The organism is Faecalicatena faecalis (genome assembly GCF_012524165.2).
Lineage (GTDB): Bacteria > Bacillota > Clostridia > Lachnospirales > Lachnospiraceae > Faecalicatena_A > Faecalicatena_A faecalis.
The window spans coordinates 50,620-72,962 of the sequence record NZ_JABACJ020000029.1 but is presented as its reverse complement, the minus strand read 5'-3'; the positions used below and the strand labels follow the sequence as shown (position 1 = coordinate 72,962).

General features: G+C 43.4%; 16 protein-coding genes and 1 CRISPR repeat array. Of the genes, 2 read left to right on the top strand and 14 right to left on the bottom strand.

Features of this window, described 5'->3' with window-relative positions; all coding sequences use genetic code 11:
• Positions 1–70 precede the first annotated feature (70 nt).
• Both ebgA and HGO97_RS20730 read right to left on the bottom strand, forming a co-directional pair.
• A complete protein-coding gene (ebgA, locus tag HGO97_RS20735) occupies positions 71–3,142 on the bottom strand; it encodes a beta-galactosidase subunit alpha (RefSeq protein WP_216244880.1) in 3,072 nt (1,023 codons plus the stop codon).
• Between the two features lie 50 nt (positions 3,143–3,192).
• Positions 3,193–4,656 (bottom strand): amino acid permease, encoded by a 1,464-nt coding sequence (locus HGO97_RS20730; protein WP_216244878.1) that lies wholly within the window; start codon positions 4,654–4,656, stop codon positions 3,193–3,195.
• Positions 4,657–5,046: 390 nt separating this feature from the next.
• Between HGO97_RS20730 and HGO97_RS20725 the strand changes: the two genes are divergently transcribed.
• Positions 5,047–5,901 carry an AraC family transcriptional regulator gene (locus HGO97_RS20725; protein WP_216244876.1) on the top strand — a complete coding sequence of 285 codons (855 nt, stop codon included), beginning with the start codon at positions 5,047–5,049 and terminating at the stop codon, positions 5,899–5,901.
• 125 nt (positions 5,902–6,026) lie between these two features.
• Here HGO97_RS20725 and HGO97_RS20720 read toward each other — a convergent pair whose 3' ends face one another.
• From HGO97_RS20720 to HGO97_RS20705, 4 genes are all read right to left on the bottom strand, one after another.
• A complete protein-coding gene (locus HGO97_RS20720) occupies positions 6,027–6,872 on the bottom strand; it encodes a MerR family transcriptional regulator (protein ID WP_216244874.1) in 846 nt (281 codons plus the stop codon).
• A 52-nt stretch (positions 6,873–6,924) separates the two neighbouring features.
• Entirely contained in the window at positions 6,925–8,799 is a 1,875-nt protein-coding gene (gene recQ / locus HGO97_RS20715; RefSeq protein ID WP_246597648.1) for a DNA helicase RecQ, read from the bottom strand.
• 128 nt (positions 8,800–8,927) lie between these two features.
• Positions 8,928–9,293, bottom strand: a complete 366-nt coding sequence (locus HGO97_RS20710) for an MGMT family protein (protein WP_216244872.1) — start codon at positions 9,291–9,293, stop codon at positions 8,928–8,930.
• 49 nt (positions 9,294–9,342) lie between these two features.
• Positions 9,343–9,855 carry a peptide deformylase gene (locus HGO97_RS20705; protein ID WP_216244870.1) on the bottom strand — a complete coding sequence of 171 codons (513 nt, stop codon included), beginning with the start codon at positions 9,853–9,855 and terminating at the stop codon, positions 9,343–9,345.
• A gap of 223 nt (positions 9,856–10,078) precedes the next feature.
• Here HGO97_RS20705 and HGO97_RS20700 point away from each other — a divergent pair, with 223 nt between their 5' ends.
• The gene (locus HGO97_RS20700; protein WP_330654311.1) at positions 10,079–11,491 is read left to right on the top strand and encodes an MATE family efflux transporter; all 1,413 of its coding nucleotides are present in this window, start codon (positions 10,079–10,081) and stop codon (positions 11,489–11,491) included.
• Positions 11,492–11,703: 212 nt separating this feature from the next.
• On the opposite strand, the gene HGO97_RS20695 is transcribed toward HGO97_RS20700, so the two are convergent.
• The 8 genes from HGO97_RS20695 to cas5c form a co-directional block, all read right to left on the bottom strand.
• On the bottom strand, positions 11,704–12,945 hold the full coding sequence (locus HGO97_RS20695) for an IS256 family transposase (RefSeq protein ID WP_168866659.1): 1,242 nt from the start codon (positions 12,943–12,945) through the stop codon (positions 11,704–11,706).
• An 89-nt stretch (positions 12,946–13,034) separates the two neighbouring features.
• Positions 13,035–15,242: an ATP-binding protein gene (locus tag HGO97_RS20690; RefSeq protein ID WP_216244862.1), complete on the bottom strand. Its 2,208-nt coding sequence runs from the start codon at positions 15,240–15,242 to the stop codon at positions 13,035–13,037.
• Between the two features lie 649 nt (positions 15,243–15,891).
• A CRISPR array of direct repeats spans positions 15,892–16,850; the repeat unit is 32 nt; unit sequence ATTTCAATCCACGTTCCCGCGAAGGGAACGAC.
• 170 nt (positions 16,851–17,020) lie between these two features.
• Positions 17,021–17,311, bottom strand: a complete 291-nt coding sequence (gene cas2, locus HGO97_RS20685) for a CRISPR-associated endonuclease Cas2 (RefSeq protein ID WP_216244861.1) — start codon at positions 17,309–17,311, stop codon at positions 17,021–17,023.
• A 31-nt stretch (positions 17,312–17,342) separates the two neighbouring features.
• A complete protein-coding gene (cas1c, locus tag HGO97_RS20680; RefSeq protein WP_216244859.1) occupies positions 17,343–18,374 on the bottom strand; it encodes a type I-C CRISPR-associated endonuclease Cas1c in 1,032 nt (343 codons plus the stop codon).
• Entirely contained in the window at positions 18,371–19,033 is a 663-nt protein-coding gene (gene cas4 / locus HGO97_RS20675) for a CRISPR-associated protein Cas4 (RefSeq protein WP_216244857.1), read from the bottom strand. The genes cas1c and cas4 overlap by 4 nt, the downstream gene beginning before the upstream one ends.
• The gene (gene cas7c / locus HGO97_RS20670) at positions 19,033–19,923 is read right to left on the bottom strand and encodes a type I-C CRISPR-associated protein Cas7/Csd2 (RefSeq protein WP_216244856.1); all 891 of its coding nucleotides are present in this window, start codon (positions 19,921–19,923) and stop codon (positions 19,033–19,035) included. The genes cas4 and cas7c overlap by 1 nt, the downstream gene beginning before the upstream one ends.
• On the bottom strand, positions 19,924–21,672 hold the full coding sequence (gene cas8c, locus HGO97_RS20665; RefSeq protein ID WP_216244855.1) for a type I-C CRISPR-associated protein Cas8c/Csd1: 1,749 nt from the start codon (positions 21,670–21,672) through the stop codon (positions 19,924–19,926). It lies immediately after the preceding gene.
• Complete coding sequence (gene cas5c, locus HGO97_RS20660; protein WP_216244925.1) at positions 21,669–22,328, bottom strand: type I-C CRISPR-associated protein Cas5c; 660 nt, start codon at positions 22,326–22,328, stop codon at positions 21,669–21,671. The genes cas8c and cas5c overlap by 4 nt, the downstream gene beginning before the upstream one ends.
• Between the last annotated feature and the right edge of the window lie 15 nt (positions 22,329–22,343).

Genomic DNA, 22,343 nt, shown 5'->3' with positions numbered 1-22,343 from the left:
CTGAGCCTTGACTCAGTGTTCATATCCTGTATAAAAATTCTTTCCCGGCATTCTTTTATGCCGCTTTTTACTATGCTAAGCGTATTCTCTCATGTGCGACATGTTTGTCAGTAATTTCTTTATTATTAAATGGTGTGATTCTGAATGACAATTTAAATGGCTCAAATTTTGCACGGTATTTATCTAACTGCCACTGTCCACAGGAATAAGTTCCAAGTGCGTTCTGCTTGTAATCGATATTAAATACCACATAATCACGTTTTTTCAGATCACAGGTATGTTTTGCATTGTCTAAATCTTTATCCTCATACCAGGATGCACTGAAATTAAAGCTGTCTTCGGTGGATGCTACCAATCCCATACCACGGTCATTTGTCATGGATACCCACTTGCAGTCCATATGGTTACCATTTTCCTGTGGAACTACATAGTTCGTGAACAATCCATCCACTGTATTCTCATAGACGCCCATCATGCCGGCCTCTCTGGAATCTGCATAGTTCTCACCTGGTCCCATTCCGAAATAACGTACCTGATCCATGGTCTGATCCAGGTGCATGGTCACACCGATTCTTGGGAACATATCCGGTGCCAGATCAACTCTGCCAGATGGAGTTCCTTCCACATCTATCAGGACATCACCTGTCGGACATACAACATAAGAATATCTGGTCTTAAAGTGCCAAGCACTGTTTGTTGTACTATTGATCGTATCTACCTGCACTTTCAAGAAGTTATTTTCCTCCTGATACTGCACATCTGTTACAACTTCATGTTCCAGATGCAGAAAATATACCTTTTTCAGTTGATCGATGATTTCCATATCATTGCTGATCGGTGCTCTCCAAAGTGTCAGACGAGGTCCTTTACTCATCACTTCCATTCCGTCACGTACAACACGAATGATATTTCCGCGTACCAGATCGAAATCCACATGGAAATCAGCGCCTTCTGCACGAAGTGTTGTGTGTTCCTTCGTTACTTTCAGCATTCCTTCTGGAATCACTTCAATTCCCTCTTTGTAGATCGGAAGCTTGAACTGTGCCGTTGCGAGTTCGTGTCCTGCCGGTGCATAAGCAGTATGTTCCTTCAATTGATAGGACAGGTTCAGGTAATATTCTGCCCCCGGTCTTACCTGGATTGCTTCCAGACTATATGGCAGTTTGATTTCTTTTGCTGTTCTTGCAGGGATGGATGGCAGATCCATGCTTCCTCCCTGAATCATGACATCATCCTCCATGATGCTGTAAACAACACGGAACTGATCCAAATCAGCAAAATCATAGCGGCTCAGCAGACTGATGGTTCCCTGCTCAAGGTTTACAGCGCTTGTCGTCACAGGCTCTACCACCTTTTTATACTCATACAGCCCTGGTGACGGTGTACGGTCCGGCATCAGCATTCCGTCGATGCAGAAATCCTTGTTACTTGGATCGTCTCCAAAATCCCCGCCATAGCGATAATACTTCTCACCATCCTCTGTGTAAGACTCAATACCATGATCGAACCATTCCCAGATAAAGCCTCCCTGCAGTTTATCATGTGCATAGAACAGATCCTGGTACTCTTTTAAATTTCCCGGTCCATTTCCCATAGCGTGACAGTACTCACAGAGGATATGCGGCTTCTTGGAGGTCTCGATAATATCCTTCATCAGGAACGGCTTTTCTGGATTCTCCAGCCATGTATACATCGTAGAGTAAACATCCGCGGACTCTACATCAAAGTCTCCCTCATAATGTACCAGTCTGGTGGAATCCATCTCATGTGCCACTTCAGTCATTTTACGGAAGTTGCATCCGAATGCGGATTCATTTCCCAATGACCACATAATGATAGATGGATGGTTCTTATCACGCTCGATCATGCGTGTCATTCTGGAAACATATGCAGTCTCCCATGTCGGGTCATCTGTAATCCATTTGTAGTCCCCTGTCAGTTCAAATCCATGGCACTCCAGGTCCGTCTCATCAATCAGGTACATTCCATACTCATCACACAGATCATACAGGTAATAAGAATCTGGATAATGGCAGGTACGAATCGCATTCACATTGAACTGCTTCATCAGGATGATGTCTTTTTCCATCTCTTCCTTTGCCACAACACGTCCATTCCTTGGATTGTAGTCGTGGCGGTTCATCCCTTTGAATTTGATTGCAACGCCATTTACAAGGAAGGTCTCTCCATTGAGGCGGATATTTCTAAATCCAACTTTCTGCGGAATGACTTCGACTACCTGTCCGTCTTTTTCTACAGTCATAAGAAGCTGATACAGGTACGGGATTTCTGCACTCCAATGCTGAGCATTCTCTACCACTGTTTCCATGCAGACAGTTCCATTTTCTGCCGTTCTTGTTTCGGTAAATACGGTTCTTCCCTGTGCATCTAATAACTCAAATGTTACCTGGGCACTCTCTGGTGTGCGAAGTGAAGCCTCCACCTTCAAAAGGCCGTTCGTATAGGTATCATCCAGATCTGCTGTCACTTTAAAATCATGGATTCCGTCTTTTGGTACGCCAAGCAGTTCTACATCACGGAAAATACCACTTTCCCACCACATATCCTGATCTTCCAGATAAGTTCCGTCTGACCACTGGTATACGCGGACTGTCACATCATTTTCTTCTCCGATCTTCACAAGATTGGTGATATCGAATTCAGATTCATTTCTCGCTGCCTTGCTGTAACCTACCTCCTGACCGTTTACCCAGAGGTGGTATGCGGAATCCACACCGCAGAATCTTAAAATGATCTGTTTTCCACGAAAACTCTCTTCAACGAAAAAGGTACGTTTATAGATACCTGTTGGATTCTCTGTCGGTACATACGGCGGATTGATCGGGAAATTATACCACAGGTCGGAATAATGCATTTTGCCGTAGCCCTGTACCTGCCAGTTTCCAGGAACTGTAATATCATCCATAGCAGCCGTATCAAAGTCACTTGCAAAGAATCCCTCTGGACTGTATTCTGGTGCGTCCAGGAACATGAACTTCCAGACTCCATTCAGGTTCTTAAATGCATGTGTATATTTATTATCGTTAAAAAGTGCCTTCTCCCTGGTCGGGAATGTTAAAAAGTGTGCTCTTGCAGGCATTCTATTGATGCCGTCTATTTGATGGTTCTCCCAGATTTTCATAATGAAACCTCCAATGAATTTATTCTCTATTATTTTAAGATTTATGTTTGCTATTTCGCAGCCTTCTGCTTTTTCTCATACCGGTTCCAGCAGATCCATGCCAGACCTACGAAGACAACGATACCAACTACATTATAGGCAAGTGTACCAATTGGGTTCGCAACTCCTGCCGGAAGTGTTCCTGCGATTGCCTGCTTGAGCAGTGTTGGTTCCGGGAAGGTTGACATAAAGAATACAAATACGAATACTGCCATCAGGAAAATTCCGGCTGCAATACCGAAGCCTCTGTTTCCGAATTTAAAGTCACGTTTCATGTCATCCTTCTTCCAGCGCAGTCCGATATATGCTGCGATCAGGAATAATACAGGAAGCAGAGAGGTTGCTGCTGTCATATTGATCAGCATTTCAAGGAAACTGTCCATGTTGCCGATTCCAAGTGCCGGAATCACTAACAAGATTGTTACAACGATTCCCTGTACAAACAATGCGTTTGTCGGGTTTCCTTCCTCATTTGTCTTAACAAGCCATTTTCCAAATACTCCCTCTGGAATCTCAGAGAAGAATACTTTTACAGGTGCTGCTGTCCAAAGTGCCAGTGAACCAAGGTTTCCAAGGAAAAGGATCACTCCGACAAGTCGAACGATCACGCCATTCGGAATTCCGAATTTTCCTGCCAAAATCTTAAAGATATCGAAGATTCCGTTAGAAAAGTTACCTGCAAGTACATCGCTAGGTACGACCAGACCAACTGCAACAGCTCCTAATACATACATAACACCAACGACAACTGTAGAAAGAATCATAATCTTAACAAATGTTTTATTGCCGCCTTTTACGTCTTTGATATAAACTCCAATACTTTCTCCACCTCCAACAGCCTGGAGTACCCATGCCATTGTCATGAAGAAGGTCCAGTTGAACTTCGGTGTGATTGACTGCATCGTGAATTCCTGAGCCGGTGCTTCCCCAAATCCGAAGATCACTACGAATGCCAGGATAACGAAGATGACACCCATCAGCAGTCTGGCACTTCCTGCAAATCCAGTTACCTTTGAAATCCAACTTACGCCTTTGATACATACATATGTTGCAAGCCAGAAGAGCACGACTGAAATCAATGCGATGATTCTTGTCCCGTTATCTCCTGAGAATACGTTCCTTCCTACAAACGCATAAGAACCATAGATCAGGGTCTGCGGAAGCAGGGAACAAAAGTAGAACAGATTTACAAAAAAGTATGTCCAGGCACCAAGGAATGCCCATTTCGGACCTAATACACATTCCAGCCAGCTATGTACACCTGACTCTTTTCCTGAGTTCGCAGATGCGAATTCAGCAATCATCAAAATGAACGGAAGAAAATAAAATACAGAACCAAAAATATATGCCGGGATTGTCGCAAGACCAATCTGAATGCTGTTATTGATAATGCTTGGGAATGCAAATACAGCAGAGAAGGTCATCATCATCAGGGCGGCTGCCCCCAGTCTTTCTCTTGAATTTGATTTTTCCATGAGAGTTTCTCCTTATCCTTTATCACTTATCATTTTACAATTTACGGTTGAAGCATTTGCGCATCTGCTTTGTGATTAATATTGTATCACTCCAATTCGGGCGTTTCTATCAGATATGTTGAAGTATTTTATACTTATGTTGACACTTTTTTATTTTCTTTTCTTCACAATCTCATATCTGTTTTCTCCAGTTATCTCATTTTTGTGCGTTTTTATCACGTTTATTTGACAGAAAAATAACAATTTATATTTATAATCAAACTTTTTATGTTTTTACATTTTAAAATTATGTTGATGGATTATACTTATGTTGACTCTCTTATTTTTGCTTCTTGAAAGATCAAAACCCAGGAAGTATAATTTCTATATTACAAGAGAGGAGCAGGGTCTATGGGAAAAATATTTAAAGACGATGTCAGTATCCTGGTCAATGAGGAACCGATCGGCAATGAATTCCATCTCTATGAATGCGGCTACGAGGAGTGCCGACCGACTAAGCCATATGAATTTATTCCGATCGACTATTGGGTCATACATTACTGCATCGCAGGAGAAGGATTTTTCCAGATATTAGATAAGCAGAATCATATCCACCCCGGGGATCTTTTTATGATTCCCCCGCATACAAGGAATAAGTATTATCCTGATTCAGAGAACCCCTGGAGTTACCGCTGGATCGGACTGCGCGGAACGAATGTAAAAAAAGTGCTGGAAAAATGTGGCCTGTCACCAGAGCATTACGTCATCCACCACAAGGTCGACCCCCAATTAGAGTCCCTGTTCGAGAAGGTCTATGATCATTTTCAGAAAGACCATGAACTTCAGGCTCTGGGAAGTGCTTACCACTTATTAGATTATATCAGTAATAATGTGCGGAATGCACAGTTGGATCACCTGACACCGGGAGAACAATATTTCCACTCTGTATTGAACTACATCCATAAGAATTATTTTAATAATATTACCATCTCTGATATCGCTGCCGCCAACAATATTGACCGTACCTATGTATTCAAGCTTTTTCAGAAATATATGGATATAAGTCCAAGTCAGTATGTACAGCATTACCGCCTGGATAAGGCCTGCGTCCTGCTGCGGAAGAGTTCGATGAGTATAACAGATATCGGATATGCTGTGGGATTCCAGCATTCTCCGTACTTTACCAAATTATTTACGCAGTATATGGGAGTGACCCCCTCTGAATATAGGAAAGAATTCATGCAGTTCGGAGGAGATGAACAATAGATTGGGTTGCAGGAAGTGCACATCCCCTGGAGGTTTTTATTATACAGGAATATACAAAGAACTTTCCTGTATAATAAAAAAACTACACTTCGGACAAAACCGGAGTGTAGTTTTTTATTACATTTTTATAAATAGAACGCCTTGATTGCTTCACTCAGATATGATGCCGCTCCATCCCCATAAGTGGTATCATAAGCTTCCATCATCTCTGTATTTGTCTCATATAATTCCGCCAGCTCCAGCAGTAATTTACTAACATCATCTAGCTGATACAACTGTTTCGAAACAAAATCCAGCTCTCCAACAATCTGTTTCACCTCAAAGCTGTGAACATCTTTTCCCTTCGCCTCTGACAGCTTTTTATAGAGTGCCTCGCTCCTCTTCTGATATGAATTAAAAATCTCCTCTGGTACATTATTTTTTACAGAATCCATTGCTTTCTCTTTGCTGCCGTACCACTCCAGCATCTTCTGATAATTGGCTTGTGCTTTTTGGGAACCTGCTTTTTGTAAGAAGTCCTCTTTGAAGGTTTCCAGACTTCCATATTGTTCTTTGAAAATTTCTTTCTGTTGATCACTCATCTTCTGCATCATAAAATCGCACATTTCCTGAATGTCTGTTTGACTGAATACTTCGAAATTCATAGAATTCTCTCCTTTCAGAATATCATTGATCGTATCGATCAGTCGATCTAGTCTGTCCCTTTTCAATTCTAACAGACGCTTCTGACTGGTCAGTGTCTTTTCCTGATCAAACTCGGGATCATTCATGATTGCTTTGATTTCCTTAAGCGGAATATCAAATTCACGGAAGAACAGAATCTGCTGTAAGATTTCAAGGGCTTTATCGTCATAAAGCCGATATCCTGCCTCACTGCATTTTGTAGGCTTCAAAAGACCGATTTCGTCGTAGTAGTGGAGCGTGCGCACGCTGATGCCCGTTAATTCTGATACTTCCTTTACTGTCCTCATTCTTGTTCCCTCCTTTGATAAGGATAAGATACACCCTGACGTTCCGTGAGAGTCAAGCGTTAATTTTGTTCTCTTCCATATATTCCTGAATCATTCCCATGAATTCTTTTCCGTATTTATCATACTTGTTCATTCCAACGCCATTGATTTCCAGCATAGCCTCCTTCGTCGCCGGCAGATAGGTGCTCATTTCTTTCAGTGTCTTATCTGAGAAAATAATATAAGGCGGCACGTGGTTTTCCTGAGCCATCTCATATCTTCTCTTGCGGAGACGTTCAAATAACTGTGGATATTTGACATCCACGACTTTTTGTTTCTTCTCCTTCTTTGTCTCCTTGACAGCTGCCTTCTCCACCTCTTTCGGCAGTTTCAGGATTATCGGCTCTGTGTGCTCCTCCACAAGTAGGCTCTTCCCCTGTTTTGTCAGCTTAAGTATCGGGTACTCGCTGGTCGTCAACAAAAGATAACCTTTGATCAGCAGATCATTCATAATCTGGCGGATACGGACCACAGTCACCTTTTTTAGAGTTGCGTAAAAAGGATTCCTGTCCAGTTTGAATTGACGGACCTTGGCATTTTCCGAACCATGCACGGCATCGATGACCGCATTGATTCCATAGCGTTCACCACTCGTCTTGACCAGGCTTATTATGTTGAATGCCTCGTTGGTCACATCAATATCCTCAAACTCTTTCAAACAGTTCTCACAGTTTCCACAATAATTCGCGCCATATTCCCCAAAATAACGCAGAATATAATCCCGCAGGCACTCATTTGTAAAACAGTAGAACGTCATCTTCCTAAGACGCTCGCTGTCTCTTTCCCGAATCAGTTCGCGTTCTTCGTAATCCAGCTCTTCGTTCTCTGTCTGCTTGCTGATCAGGAACTCATTGATCTTCACATCCTGACCGGAGTATAGAAGAATACACTCTGACGGCTCACCGTCACGCCCTGCACGGCCTGCCTCCTGGTAATAGCTTTCGATATCCTTGGGCATGTTATAATGAATCACGAAACGGACGTTGGACTTGTCAATTCCCATCCCAAATGCATTGGTCGCCACCATGATTGGCTTAACATCGTAGATAAAGTCTTCCTGATTCTGCTTCCTGGCAGAGTCGGAAAGCCCGGCATGGTATTTGGCGGTCAGGTATCCTTCCTTCACCAGTGTTTCATAGACTTCCTCTACATTTTTACGCGTATTGCAGTAAATGATCCCACTCTTATCCCGGTTCTTTTCGAGATAACCAAGCAGCTCTGTTATTTTATTTTTCGGCTTTTTCACCGCGTAATACAGGTTCTTCCGGTCAAAGCCCGTAACAACTACAGTCGGGTCCTGTAGCCCCAGTATACAGACGATATCTTCTTTTACCACTTTTGTCGCTGTCGCCGTATATGCCACGATAACTGGTCTTTTGGGTAATGTATTGATGAAATCAACGATTTTCAGATAGCTTGGGCGGAAGTCCTGTCCCCATTGGGAAATACAGTGTGCCTCATCCACCGCCACCATAGAAATATCAACGCAGCTGACCAGTGATAAAAAGGACTCTGTCATCAGCCGCTCCGGTGCCACATAGATAATCTTATACTGACCATTCCTTGCATTCTCCATTGCCTTGCGGTACTGGGACTCTGTCAGAGAACTGTTGATGTATGCCGCATGGCCCCCTACCTGGTTCAGTGCTGTCACTTGATCCTTCATCAGGGAGATCAGCGGGGATATGATCAATGAGATTCCCTCAAATAATAATGCCGGGACCTGGTAGCAGATCGATTTGCCGGCACCCGTAGGCAGGATTCCAAGTACATCCCGTCCGGCAAGCGTACTGTCCACCAGTTCTTCCTGTCCATCCCTGAAGGAATCATATCCGAATATTTCTTTTAGTACTTTATGTTTGTCTTTAACCATTCTTTCCTCTTTCATTTATTTACAACATGTTTCTTTTGCCTGCTGTTCTAGGCATGCTGCTCCATATCTGTTCTTCTAGGCATACTGCCTATGTCTGTTGTTCTAGCCATGCTGTTCCATATCTGTTGTTTCGGAAGACAATTTCAAATCCCCTTCTTTGAAAATTCTTCTCTCAGATACAATGCATCCTCCATCGTATTCTTCCAGCCATCCTTTTTTAAGTCCACCCGCCAGCCATCTTCTGTCCAGAATACTTCCACACCCTCGTGCTGCAGCATCTGTTTCTGAAGGTCCGCCGTGGCAAATGCCGCTGCACCGCTTAAGATGCCTTTTGCGTTTACGACGCGGTGGGCCGGTACATCTTCTCCTGCAAGTCCGTGGCTTAAGGCGTAACCGACCTGTCTTGCATTCTTCGGTTTTCCACATAACAGGGCAATCTGTCCATAGCTAGCTGCCTTTCCCCTGGGAATCTGCTGACATACGAGAGCCGCTCTTTTATAAAAATCCATAAGCTTCCCCTTACCTGTTCCTACTGAACCGCTGTGTCTGTCCTGGTCACTATCTCTCTGACAAAGCCTGTGCCTGGTCTATCCCCGCTTTCAGGAACAAAGACTTGTCATCCTTTGCCCGCATCACAGCCAGTATTCCATCCAGATGGTCATACTCATGCTGTAAAAGCTCTGACAGATTTCCCTCCAGGCTCATCTCACAATCGTTCCAGTTCTCATCTTTATAATGGATGATGCAGCGTTTGTACCGCTCGACCTTTACCAGAAGTCCTGGGAAAGACATACAGTCATCCATCACTTCCATCTTTTCATCATCCGGGAATTCCAGACTTGGATTGATGAACACGACTGGCTGGTCAATGTACATATACAGCATTCTCTTCTGCACCCCGATCTGTGGTGCGGCAACTGCACGGCCTGCGTGGTATTTTTCCCGGAAATCCATCAGGGTATCATGCAGGTCCTGAATTACCTGGCTAAGGCCCTCCAGTTTACTTCTCTGAACCTCTGTGCTTGGCTCATAAAGCTTCTCGTTTCCTAATAACAGTATCTCTTTTATCATATTCTGTAACCTCTCTGCGTTTTATCACGATCAAATTTCCCCTAAGTCATAGTATATATCACAGGCGTTTAAACTTCAATCCTCACCGGAAATGTGCTATAATAAAACAATATAACTGTTTTTTTTCACAGACCTTATTTTCCAGTATCTGGGGGAGTGACTGTAACGATACTTTCTGGACTCATGAAATGTCCCCCTATTCTATATAAAGGAAGCGATTAATTTGCGCAATACAATGACTCAGGATGAAAAGTATAAGATGATGACAGAGATGCCGATTCCAAGCCTGATAGGAAGGCTTGCAGTCCCGACTATCATCAGCATGCTCATTACCTCATTCTATAACATGGCCGATACCTTTTTCGTCGGCAGGATCGGAACCAGTGCCACCGCCGCAGTAGGAGTTGCGTTTCCGCTCATGGCCGTGATACAGGCGCTGGGATTTTTCTGCGGGCACGGTTCCGGCAATTCCATTTCGAGGAAGCTTGGCTCCAAGGAAACTGGTACTGCAGAACAACTGGCAGCTACCGGATTTTTTATGGCAATTTTCCTCGGTCTTGCCGTAACGGTGTTAGGGTTGGTTTTCCTAAAGCCGCTCTGCCTCATCCTCGGCTCGACTGATACGATCCTTCCCTATACAGAAAAGTATCTGGGGATCATCCTGCTCGGCGCGCCATATATGACGGCACAGCTCGTGCTGAATAATCAGATACGTTTCCAGGGAAATGCGGTTTACTCGATGATTGGAATTACAACTGGGGCTGTTTTAAACATTGCTCTGGACCCGCTTTTTATTTTTGTATTTCATATGGGAATCGCAGGAGCTGCTTTTGCAACTATTATGAGCCAGTTTGTCAGTTTCGTTATGCTTTTGGTGGGAATTCGGATTTCCAAGTGTATCCCCATCCGTTTCCGCAATATAAAGCTTAACAAAGAACGGCTTTCAGAAATTGTCGGAGGGGGACTGCCCTCTTTGTTCCGGCAGGGTCTGGGAAGTGTTGCGACCATGACCTTAAATCTTGCAGCCAATCCTTATGGAGACGCAGCCATTGCCGCCATGTCCATTGTCAGCAGAATCACGATGTTTGCCGGCTCTGCACTAATTGGGTTCGGCCAGGGATTCCAGCCTGTATGTGGTTTTAATTATGGGGCCAAAAAGTTTGGACGCGTTCGTGAGGCTCTCTGGTTCTGTGTGAAGGTTTCTACTGTGCTCTTATTTATTCTCGCAATTGTTGGTGCGCTTTTATCAGGCAGCCTGGTCGGAATATTCCGGGATGATCCTGAGGTCATTCGGATCGGAACAACGGCACTTCGGTTCCAATGCCTGAGTTTTACACTAAATGGGTGGATTATTATGAATAATATGATGATGCAGACGATGGGGAAGACGGGATATGCAACACTGCTCGCCTCCGCCAGACAGGGGCTGTTCTTCATCCCAGCACTCTTGATTCTTCCGAGATTGTTCGGATTGTTAGGAATCCAGATGGCACAGGCTGTAGCAGATAGTCTTACGTTTGTTGTTACAACGGTTATCTATGTGCTTGTCATGAAAGGGATGCGGCAGGAAGAAGAGGAATATAGATGTGCTTGTAAGCAGGAAAGAAATGATATTTACTGCAAAAGCATAAAGTAATAATAGCTTATTATGTCATAAATGGTAGGGGCTACTGATTTTATCCCCCAGGAGTGTGTGAAGAAATCTCTGTAAAAGCAGATCTTCTATGATAATGGTAGGGCTGAAGGCTTCTTTATGAGCATTCAGCCCTTGGTTTATATATAACGCATATATTTACGTATGTCAAGAACAGCCGGACTTCCGCCTGGCCTGAAAGGTTTTGGATTCCTTTAGATAGGCAGCCGGCCTTCATACATAAGGCTCAGTTCCCCGTATACCTGTCCCCAGTTTCGGATGGGCATCGTCCATTTCTTTGTTGCTTCAAATGTTGACAAGTACAGGGCTTTTAAAAGGGCGGTATCGCTTGGAAACACGCTCCTCTGGCGATTCAGCTTCCGGTATGTGGCGTTCAGGCTCTCGATTGCGTTCGTGGTATATATAACCTTGCGTACAGTCGTTGAAAACTTAAAAATGGGGACGATTGCGTCCCAGTTCTGGTGCCAGCTTTTCATGGAATTCGGATACTTTTCCGACCATTTTTCTGTGACCCGCTCCAAGGCTTCTAACGCCTTCTCCTCTGTTGGCGCCTGGTAAATCGTTTTGAGATCTGCCGCAAAGGGCTTACGGTCCCTGTCCGATACGTATTTTAGCGTATTCCTCACCTGATGGACAATGCACCTCTGGTATTCCGTCTTTGGAAAGGCAGCGGCTATCGCTTCCTTAATTCCTGTCAGTCCATCGGCACAGAGGATCAGGATGTCTTTTACTCCACGGTTTTTTAAACCATTCAGGACGGAAAGCCAGTACTTGGCACTCTCATTTTCGCCAACCTCGATGGTCAGAACCTCTTTTAAACCATCTGAATTAATTCCAAGTACAACGTAGGCCGCCAGCTTACGAATCACACCGTTATCGCGCACAGAATAGTGGATTGCATCAATATAAAGTACCGGATAGACATCGGAAAGTGGACGGTTCTGCCAGTCTTCAATCTGAGGCAGAAGCTTATCCGTCACATCCGAAATAAAGCCTTCGGAGGCTTCGAAGCCGTAGATATCCTCCAGTGTTTCCGAGATCTGCCGTGTTGTCATCCCTTTGGCGTACATGGATATGATCTTCTGATCGATATCAGAAATATCTTTCTGGCGTTTCTTTACCACCTGGGGCTCAAAGGTGGAGTTACGATCCTGTGGGACTTCGACTTTCATGCATCCATAGCTGCTATTCACCTGCTTGGTTTTATAGCCATTGCGGTAGTCATCACAATCGGAACGTTCTGATTTGCGATAGCCAAGGTGTTCGTCCATCTCGGATTCCATCATCTCTTTGATGGTTCCGCCCAGCAGATCTTTGAGAGCATCCTGGATGTCCTGGGCAGATTCGATTTCATACTCCTCAAGAAGCTGCCGGATGATGTTCCGCTTTCCATCGGTCATTTGTACTTTGTGTACAGGTTTCTTTTCTCTTGCCATAATAAAAGGCCTCCTATGATTTTTATTTTATCATAGAAGACCTTATAAATCTTTAATTACAGAAAAACTTTCACAGACTCTCAGTCCCCCTACCTCTTACAGCATGACACCATCACCTTAAATACCTCATCCATATCCAGCGGCTTGGCAATATGTTCATTCATTCCGGCTTCCATCGCCTTCTGCGCATCCTCTGCAAAGGCATTGGCAGATACTGCTATGATAGGCACCGTTGCCGCATCTGAGCGTTCCATGCTGCGGATCTCCCGTGTTGCCTCCAGCCCATCCATAACGGGCATCATCACATCCATAAGAATACAGTCGAACGCTCCCAAGGATGACTCCTCGAAAAGCTCTACCGCCCGCTTTCCATTTTCAGCATTCACCACAGTTACCCCGGCATCCTCCAGCATATACTGAGCAATCTCACGGTTAATCTCATTATCCTCCACGAGAAGTACCCTCATTCCTGAAACATCTGCATGGAGCTCCTCTGTCTGTCTTGTATCTGTCAATTCCTCTTCAGCACGTTCTATTGGAAGCAATACCGTAAAAGTACTTCCCTCACCCTGGACACTTTGAACAGAGATAGAACCACCCATCTGTTCTACCAGATTCTTTGTGATTGCCATTCCAAGTCCTGTCCCCCGATAGCTGGTCCTGGCATCATCCCGCTCCTGGGTAAATGGTTCAAAAAGGTGCTTCTGAAACTCTTCACTCATTCCAATTCCATTATCTTCCACCGTAAAACGATATGTGATGGATTCCTTTTCGTTCTGAACCTCCTCTGTACAGACAAAAACGCTGCCGTTTGGATGGTTATATTTAATTGCATTGCTCACAATATTGATTAAGACCTGCCTTAAATGAAGGGGACTCCCATTTAAAGGCACATGTGTCAATCCAATCCGTCTCGTCCGCAGTTCGATTCCCTGCTCCTCTGCCTGAGGAATCATAATTCCTGCACAATTGTCCAGCACATCCTCCAGATAGAAACGCTCTTTTGCAAATACGAAAGCTCCACTTTCCAGCTTACTAATATCCAGCACGTCATTGATAAGGGACAGCAGATGCTCGGCTGAGGTACGGATCTTTCTCCTGCATTCACTCTGTCTGGCAGGGTCATCTGGGTTCTTCTCACTAATAGTAAGCATACCTAGAATTCCATTGATCGGAGTGCGAATGTCATGTGACATATGTGAAAGAAATTCTGTTTTTGCCACATTTGCTCTGTTGGCCTCTACTAAAGCCTCCATAAGTGCCTTTTCCTGTTTCTGTCTTGTTACCATGATCTCCGTGATGTCCTGATGATATCCCTTCAGCCGAAATCCCGGCTTATCAAACTTTTTATCGACCACACCACCGCAGCGGACATAAATCATTCCCCATTCTGGGTGGTTCCACGGATATTTTACTTCGGACCTCCCCTGACTGAGAATCTCCGCTACTGACTCCTCCACCATCTCCACATAATCCGGTTCAATGCGTTCAAACCAAGTCTTATAACATTCCTCTGGCGAAATACTCTCTTCCGCCCCTAAGAGCATCCTCATCGTTTTGTCGGCATACATCCTAGGTTTGCATCCTTCTTCACATTCTATCGTCCACAGCCCAGTCCGTGCCCCTTCCAGCGTCTCTTCTATATCATGCTGTGTCTCTTTTTTATATGCATCTTCCTTACGCACAGCAAGGTCTACATTACGAAATCCCATAATCACTGAAAATTCTTCTGGTCTTCCTTTTGCTTTGGCGAAGAGGGCTTCAAAGTTCTTCATTCCCTGCGGATTATCCTTCACCCTGTACCTGAATGTAAATCGGCTTTTGTTCTGCAGTTCCTCCCTGACGTGTTCCTTAGCTACCATAGAACGAAAATACTCCTGCTCCTCCTCTAATACATACTGATTGGTATAGCGTTCGAATGCAGAAGTATAATAAACCTCAGATGCTACAATACTATCTCTGACCCCATCACGCATATTATCATTGATACGATAAGTCTCATATAATTCTGAATTCAAATCTGCCCTGTAGACCGATACATAATCGGAACACAAAGCACTCAGAATGTCATTATAATCCTTTTTCCCTGCGACATATGCCCCGACCTCTATAGATTTATTCATCTCCCTGATGAGAGGCTCATACTCTTCGGGAAACTCTGCTGCATCCAAATAATAAACTGAGTCTCCAGTAATATTCTGATCATTTAACGCATGCAGCTTGTCAGCAAGTCTTTTCAGCTCTTTTCCTGGGGCATCCTCCCCCTTTACTTGTACACCCTGTCTTATCTGATCCATTGTTCACCCGCTCTTATCCTTTATCTAATCGACTTTGTATCGGTTGAGTATGTATATTACATCATGAATTAAGATCACAAACTAACATACAGTTGCCAGATAATGAAAAACCAATCTGACCCATTGGTGTCATTATATCATATTGCCGTGGAAAAGACTATCTAGGGTTTGCTGTTTTGCTGTTTTTGTCGGCTTTTACAAGCCTTTTTAGAAATACAGCATTGTTCCTCTCACTTTACCAAGAGCGTGTCAAAAAAAATGAACGTATACCTATGTTCTCTACTGCACTATAATCTTATCCTCTAAGTATCTGTCCACATTTACCCATGTAATAAAACTATGGCAGAGGGATGTTGTCATCTCAAGAGCATAGCTTGTTACTGACCTATTGGTAGGAAATATTCGATAAGGGATCTACATCAATCAATTATTTCATTTCGCTGCAAAGCCGTGTATTACTGCCTTATTTTTGCAACTTACTCTAGTAATAAAAACAAACCATGATGATTACGATTTGCTGATGGTCTATGATTCCGTGAGGGGAATCAGAAGGATACCTATTTGGGATTTGAGGGGGATTTTGATTTTAATCTGCGTTTCTGAAAAGGGAATGACGAGGCTGTAAGTTAATCAGAAGATTCATATAATAATTTTAATCCATGTTCCCGCAAAGGGAACGATCCGTCAGCCAGCTGCGCAATTTCTGCTGCACTAAAATTTCAATCCACGTTCCCGCGAAGGGAACGACGGTGGGAGAGCGAAGTATGCACACCAAATGCTGCATTTCAATCCACGTTCCCGCGAAGGGAACGACGATATAGGACTTTTTAATAAGGACCTCTTGACGCAATTTCAATCCACGTTCCCGCGAAGGGAACGACGTGCCCTTGCACGTGAGGAATGGGTAAAATATGCACAATTTCAATCCACGTTCCCGCGAAGGGAACGACGGGGAAAAGTTAACTGTTGATGGCATAAACAAAAATTTCAATCCACGTTCCCGCGAAGGGAACGACACTTCCACAGGATGGAAAAAGAATTTGATACAGTAATTTCAATCCACGTTCCCGCGAAGGGAACGACCGGGAATTATATATTAAGCGGATCATGGATTACATTTCAATCCACGTTCCCGCGAAGGGAACGACTTTAAATTCCTTATTTACAAGGTGCAGTTCAAAGATTTCAATCCACGTTCCCGCGAAGGGAACGACTTAATTTTCAACTAAATCGCAATTTAATTTAACGATTTCAATCCACGTTCCCGCGAAGGGAACGACCAGAACATTTATATTATTGAGCTGTTCAAAATTAATTTCAATCCACGTTCCCGCGAAGGGAACGACCATCCGGATCAAGATCACAGGTAAATGTCCTTAATTTCAATCCACGTTCCCGCGAAGGGAACGACCTTTTGTTTTTTTCCCATCTATAATTATTTCATAAATTTCAATCCACGTTCCCGCGAAGGGAACGACATGAGTTATTATGAGCTGGATGTAAGACAGTATATTTCAATCCACGTTCCCGCGAAGGGAACGACTATACGGATTGTACATATATCAAGAATATCGCAATTTCAATCCACGTTCCCGCGAAGGGAACGACAGCAAACATATCCAAATTTTCCAGCAAAATAGCACCACCTTTTGTGCCATCTCACAAAATCTTTTAGACATATTCTCATTTTAAAACTTATTTCTAATATTATCTATAGTTTTTTTGCAATTTTTCTGGTGCGAATCCCCCGGGGTTTTCATGTGTGCTTCACATTCGCACTACAAAATCAGAGGTTCATCCACTGCAATTCCCCGATCGACTCCAACATGTTCCACCTTGGTCTTATACTTATTCCCTAAATAGTAAAATCTCAGGCTATCCACCTCTTCATCTATTATTTCCGTCAAAATAGATTTCAACATGACACACTGTGCATTATCCAGGATACACTCAAAAACCGAGTTCTGTACACGTCTCCCATAATTAACACATTGTTTGGCTACTTTCCTGAGTCTGGTTTTACCGCCTGCTGATTCTGTGTTGACATCGTATGTAATGAATACTAGCATCGTATCTCCTCCCGATATATAAGTATGGGGCTCACTTCCACAAAAATGGCGGATATGCATCCAAATCTCCACGAAGATATCTTGCCAATAGCATCGCCTGCACGTAAGGAACCATTCCCCACTCTACTTTTTCTTTCAAATATGGATGCGTCAGTGTTTCCTTTTTTCTGTTCTGCCATTCTGAAAGGAAACGTTTTCTGGCATCATCCTTCATAAGAACGGCTCCATTCTCTTTTTTCAGGAAATCTTTGATACTGACCACTTTTTTATTAATCATGGAAAGAACAAAACGATCTGCCAGCACAGGGCGCAGTTCTTCAATCAAATCCAATGCAAGCGATACTCTTCCAGGACGTTCTGTGTGCATCATCCCCACATAAGGATCTAATCCTACCGTTTCTAATGCAGATGCAATATTATTTGTCAGTAAAGTATACACAAAGGATAACATTGCATTAACACAATCTGTTGGCGATCTCTTATTTCTGCCCGTAAATGTAAAGTCCTTCTTTTGCTGAAGGATCATCTCGTCAAATACGCTGAAATAAACACTGGCAGCTTCTCCTTCATATCCTCTTAGCTGATCCATAGATTCACAGTTTTGTACCACAATAGCAGCATCTTTCAACTTTCCAGAAACACGTTTCACCTTTTCAGTGTCAATCTGCATACTATGGTCCCGCACAGCCCTCTCCAACACCCATCTTGCATTGTATACTTTCCCAATAATACAATTCTTCGCTATTCCAAGGCTCACTTTCTCATCCTGGCTTGCCTCATACTGTTTCCTTCTTAAAACGACATTTCCCTTCACGCTTCCTGTCACTCGTGCCAAAAATCTTCCATTAGGGGTTACATAGCAAAGAGAAATATTCCGATCAGCACATGCGCCCATTAAAGCCGGGCTTGTCCCTCTATAGCCAAATGAAACAATGCCTTCCAGGTTATGCAGTGGAACCCTGCCAACCTCCCTGTCTTTATCCAGCACAACAATATTTTCACCATCCAAAGCAAGATAACTGTCTTCTGATGTGATATATAAAGTATTTAATAATTTTTTCATTCATCTTCCTCCAAGGCCATCTTCACATATTCCCTCACAGCCATGGTTTTCCCAAGTTTTGGCAGGCAGATATCCTTCAGCGAACATCCATTACAGCTTTTACTCCACTTGACCTTTGGAGTATACTGCCGTTCATAATACTGATGCATTTCCCGAAACATATCTCTCACCCGGTTTCTCAGCTCTTCTGTTATCTCTACAGTTTCACGCCGCCTTGTCTCACCATAGAAAATGGCTCCTTCTGGAACTTCTGTTGAAAACATTTCCTCCAAACACATGGCCTGGGCCGCCATCTGTAAAATATCTTCCTCTGAAATCTTGGGCTTCCCTTTTTTATACTCTACTGGATATATACGATAAAGTCCCCGATGCCCCTGGATATGTACGCCATCTTCACTCTTATGAAATTCTACCACATCACATTCTCCACTTATGCCCAACTCTCTGGAAGATACAGGCAGTGACCTTGTTATTAACACATCTTTTCTACTTTCTGCCAAATACGGATCGTGCACCTTTTTGTGCATTAATTCACCTGTCACAGTATGCACATTTTCCGCCCACTGCTGCTCAATATGAATCAAAGCCCACTGCCTGCGGCAAAACTTAAAATGTTGAATGCCGGATATCATCAAATACTCTTCTTCCTTATATTCCATTATATTTTCCTTATCATCTCCACAGTTCCCGGAATCTGCTCTTCATGGATTGTAACCTCATAGTCCTGATATTTTCTCGGATAAATCACATCCTCCTTGCGCTTCACCTCTACGGCTTCAAACAGCTTATAAGCAGGACAGTCTCCCATTTCCTTACTATGCTTGAATACAATGAGTTCCCTTACTGACATTTTCCCTCTTGCCGCTGAATGGTCGTGTTCGAACATATTGATGATTGCCTCCCACAGAAGTTCCAGATCGTCCTCTGAAAAGCCTGTAACTTTTCTTGCAAGATTTGCGGAAATATAACCTTCTAACCTATAGAGCCCATAAGGTACAATACTCTTTCTTCCCATTTCTGTACTCTTAATTCCTGCATCCTTTTCCGTTGTGATTGCTACCCTTGTAATGGTCACCTCCTGGCTGATGATTGGGTCCACACTCCTGGCAAATCCAAGCTGCACGGGACCTCTGACCTGTCCACAATTTAAGGGAGCTTTTACAAACGTCGTCATAACAGCCCCGAAGGTCCTGATATCAAAGAAATTTTTACACATAAAATCTCTGATCTTCTGGTCTGCTCCTGGGTCATTTTTCTTTAAATCCTTTACGCCCTTTTCGTCAATTCCTAAATACTCAAAGGCTTTATTGTCACTTCGATTCAAAGGTACATTCTCTTTAATGTAGATCTGGTAACCCTCTTCGTCTTCTTTTACCATCTCAACATAATTACGAATCTTTCTTTTTAAACAGACATCTGTCACCAGGCCGTATCCACTTTCAGGGTCAATCCTGGGCATATTGCCTGCATCAGGGTCCCCGTTTGGATTCCCATTCTCTACATCGAATAATACAACAAATTCATACCTATTCTTGATTACTTCACTCATTTACTTCTCCTCCTTTTTCTCATAGCGTTTCTGAACCTGATGGTAATATCCTAAGATAAACATTCCCTGCTCCTCAAGGGATAAACGACGAGGTAATGCACTAGACTCTCCATTCCCCACTTCTATCTTTCCCTGCAGTTCGGTCAACATTTTTTCATAATAAATCTTTTTCCCAGTCTCAAGCTTTCGAATATGACTGTTCTTAAGCTTTTGGAGGATAGGAAATACCGATGCCGGCGTCGCACATGCTGAGTTAAAGTACCTGTCTTTAATTGTTGCATTAATCCCTGGATTCGCGTCCTCCTGAATTGCTTCCAGCACAGCAAATTCTCGTCCCAATACATAAGCCACATCCTTACACTGTTCATTTAGTCCCACAAACTCACCCTCCTTTATCCATTGTTTTTCATGATTCCGTATCAGGCAGGCCCTGATAATTGCAGCTCTTCCTCGGGTAATTCTTCCCTGCTCTGCACGGATCCGTATCATCACATTACTATATAAACTCTCAGGATATCTTTTTCCTGATAAAATTGCTTCAAACACTGATGCTGCCATATTGGACTGCGGTTTTTTATCTTTCGATTTCTGGTTAAGAGTCTCCATCAACATCCGCCAGACACCTAAGAACTCCTGGCCATCCCAGGATGGTCTTACAATTTTCATCTCATCATAATGCACCTGAAGATTTGATAAAATTTTCCCAAAGCTATTCTGATAGAAAAATCTCACTGACAGACGCGCAGCATTTGGTGCAAGCCCAAGTATATAAAATTTTTGCTCTGGATTAATTTGGATTCCTTCTATGTCAATACTACGTCCCGCCTGCAGATTTGAAAAAATGCTCTTTAATATTTCCTGATTATCTTCTGCTGGCTCCATCGAATCTATGAACAGTCTCTGGTAAATCTCTTCCCCATCTTCCGCCCAGAATACAATGGTCGTATCCCCCAACATGAATACATAATCTCTTTGAGACAGCAGATAATTCAAGGCTGTCGTGTAGGCGAACATTGCATATTTTCCGACTGGTGCATTGTAGCTTTGTTCTTTTCCATAAGATTCAAAGGATGGTGCATTAAACGATACCAAAGCCGCCCCGCTGGGCTGTGCCCCCTGAACACCTTTAATAGCAGTATGTATTCTGGATATTTCCGTCTTATCACCAGTGACAAGACAGACATCTCTCGACACTTCGCTGTCTGAACGCAGGCGTTTTTCCCACAGATCACATATCTCCTGTTCATCCTGGGCATATCCCATACCTACGTAAAAAATCAAATTCCCACCTGCTGTGATATCCTCCCACTTTTCAAGGATTTCCGCATTCTCTTTTGCCTTGGTGGGATCCCATTTTTGAAAGAAATTTTTAACCGCAATAGCCGCCTCACTATGCGCAGAATCCAACAAACTGCAGTGTTTCTCTTTTGCCGCCTGAAAACATTCCATGATACGTTTTCCTGTCCCATCCTTGTCAATTCCCAATATATATTTCGAATTGTCGCAGAGAAAATTTGCAGCGATACCTGAAGAACGGGATACCATCTCCGGGACTTCTATCATTTGTGGTACCCATGCAGTCTTTTTGCCACGTTGAACTTCCTGTTTTACTGAAATAACTCCCAGCAGATTTCCCTCTGCATCAATATCTAACGCATAAGAAACCTTTGCCTGACACCAGCCTTGTTTTGCCACCTTCTCCTGCTCTGCCAGGGTCTCATAATGCTTTACCAATGCCTGCAGTATCATCGAACCACCTCACAGTCTCTCAAGTCCAGGATTCCCCGGCGCATCACTGCTCGAAAAAACATAGGCTGTATATTCTCCGGATCTGAGTAATCCATGTCATAAAGCATAAAGCCTAAATCCTTTTCTTCCACGACTTCATAAGCGCCATGCACCTCTTCTTCGCAAAGGCAGAAGTTCACGGGGAATTCACGGCATCCAAAATAAGGTGTATGATAACATTCCCCACGCTTTAACCGTCTCATAATAATATCTTTGAACTTACCCGGATTGTCTGTATCGTTGGCTTTCTCTGTCATCTCAAAGTGGGCGTCAATGACGTACTCCACATCTTTTAATAACAAAGAGGCCCTCTGGACAATATCCTCTTTACTACTGATATAAAGTTCCTTTTTTGCACCATTATAAACTGACAATACATTATTCGCAGAAACCTTACTTTTCACCTCATTCCTCCGAATCGATGTAAACTGTATGGGCTTCAATACATGAATGCGGTCAATCTTCCAACACATCCCCGGATGCCAATACACAGCCTCTAAAATCCCCCGAGCCGCAGAAGGCGTCATAACGTCGTAGCTGCAGCGTTCTACCTTCATCTCGGGACGGGAGAAAAGCGCATAATCTCCCCAGACCTTTACACGAACTCCAATACTCATTTTTGTCCTCATCTC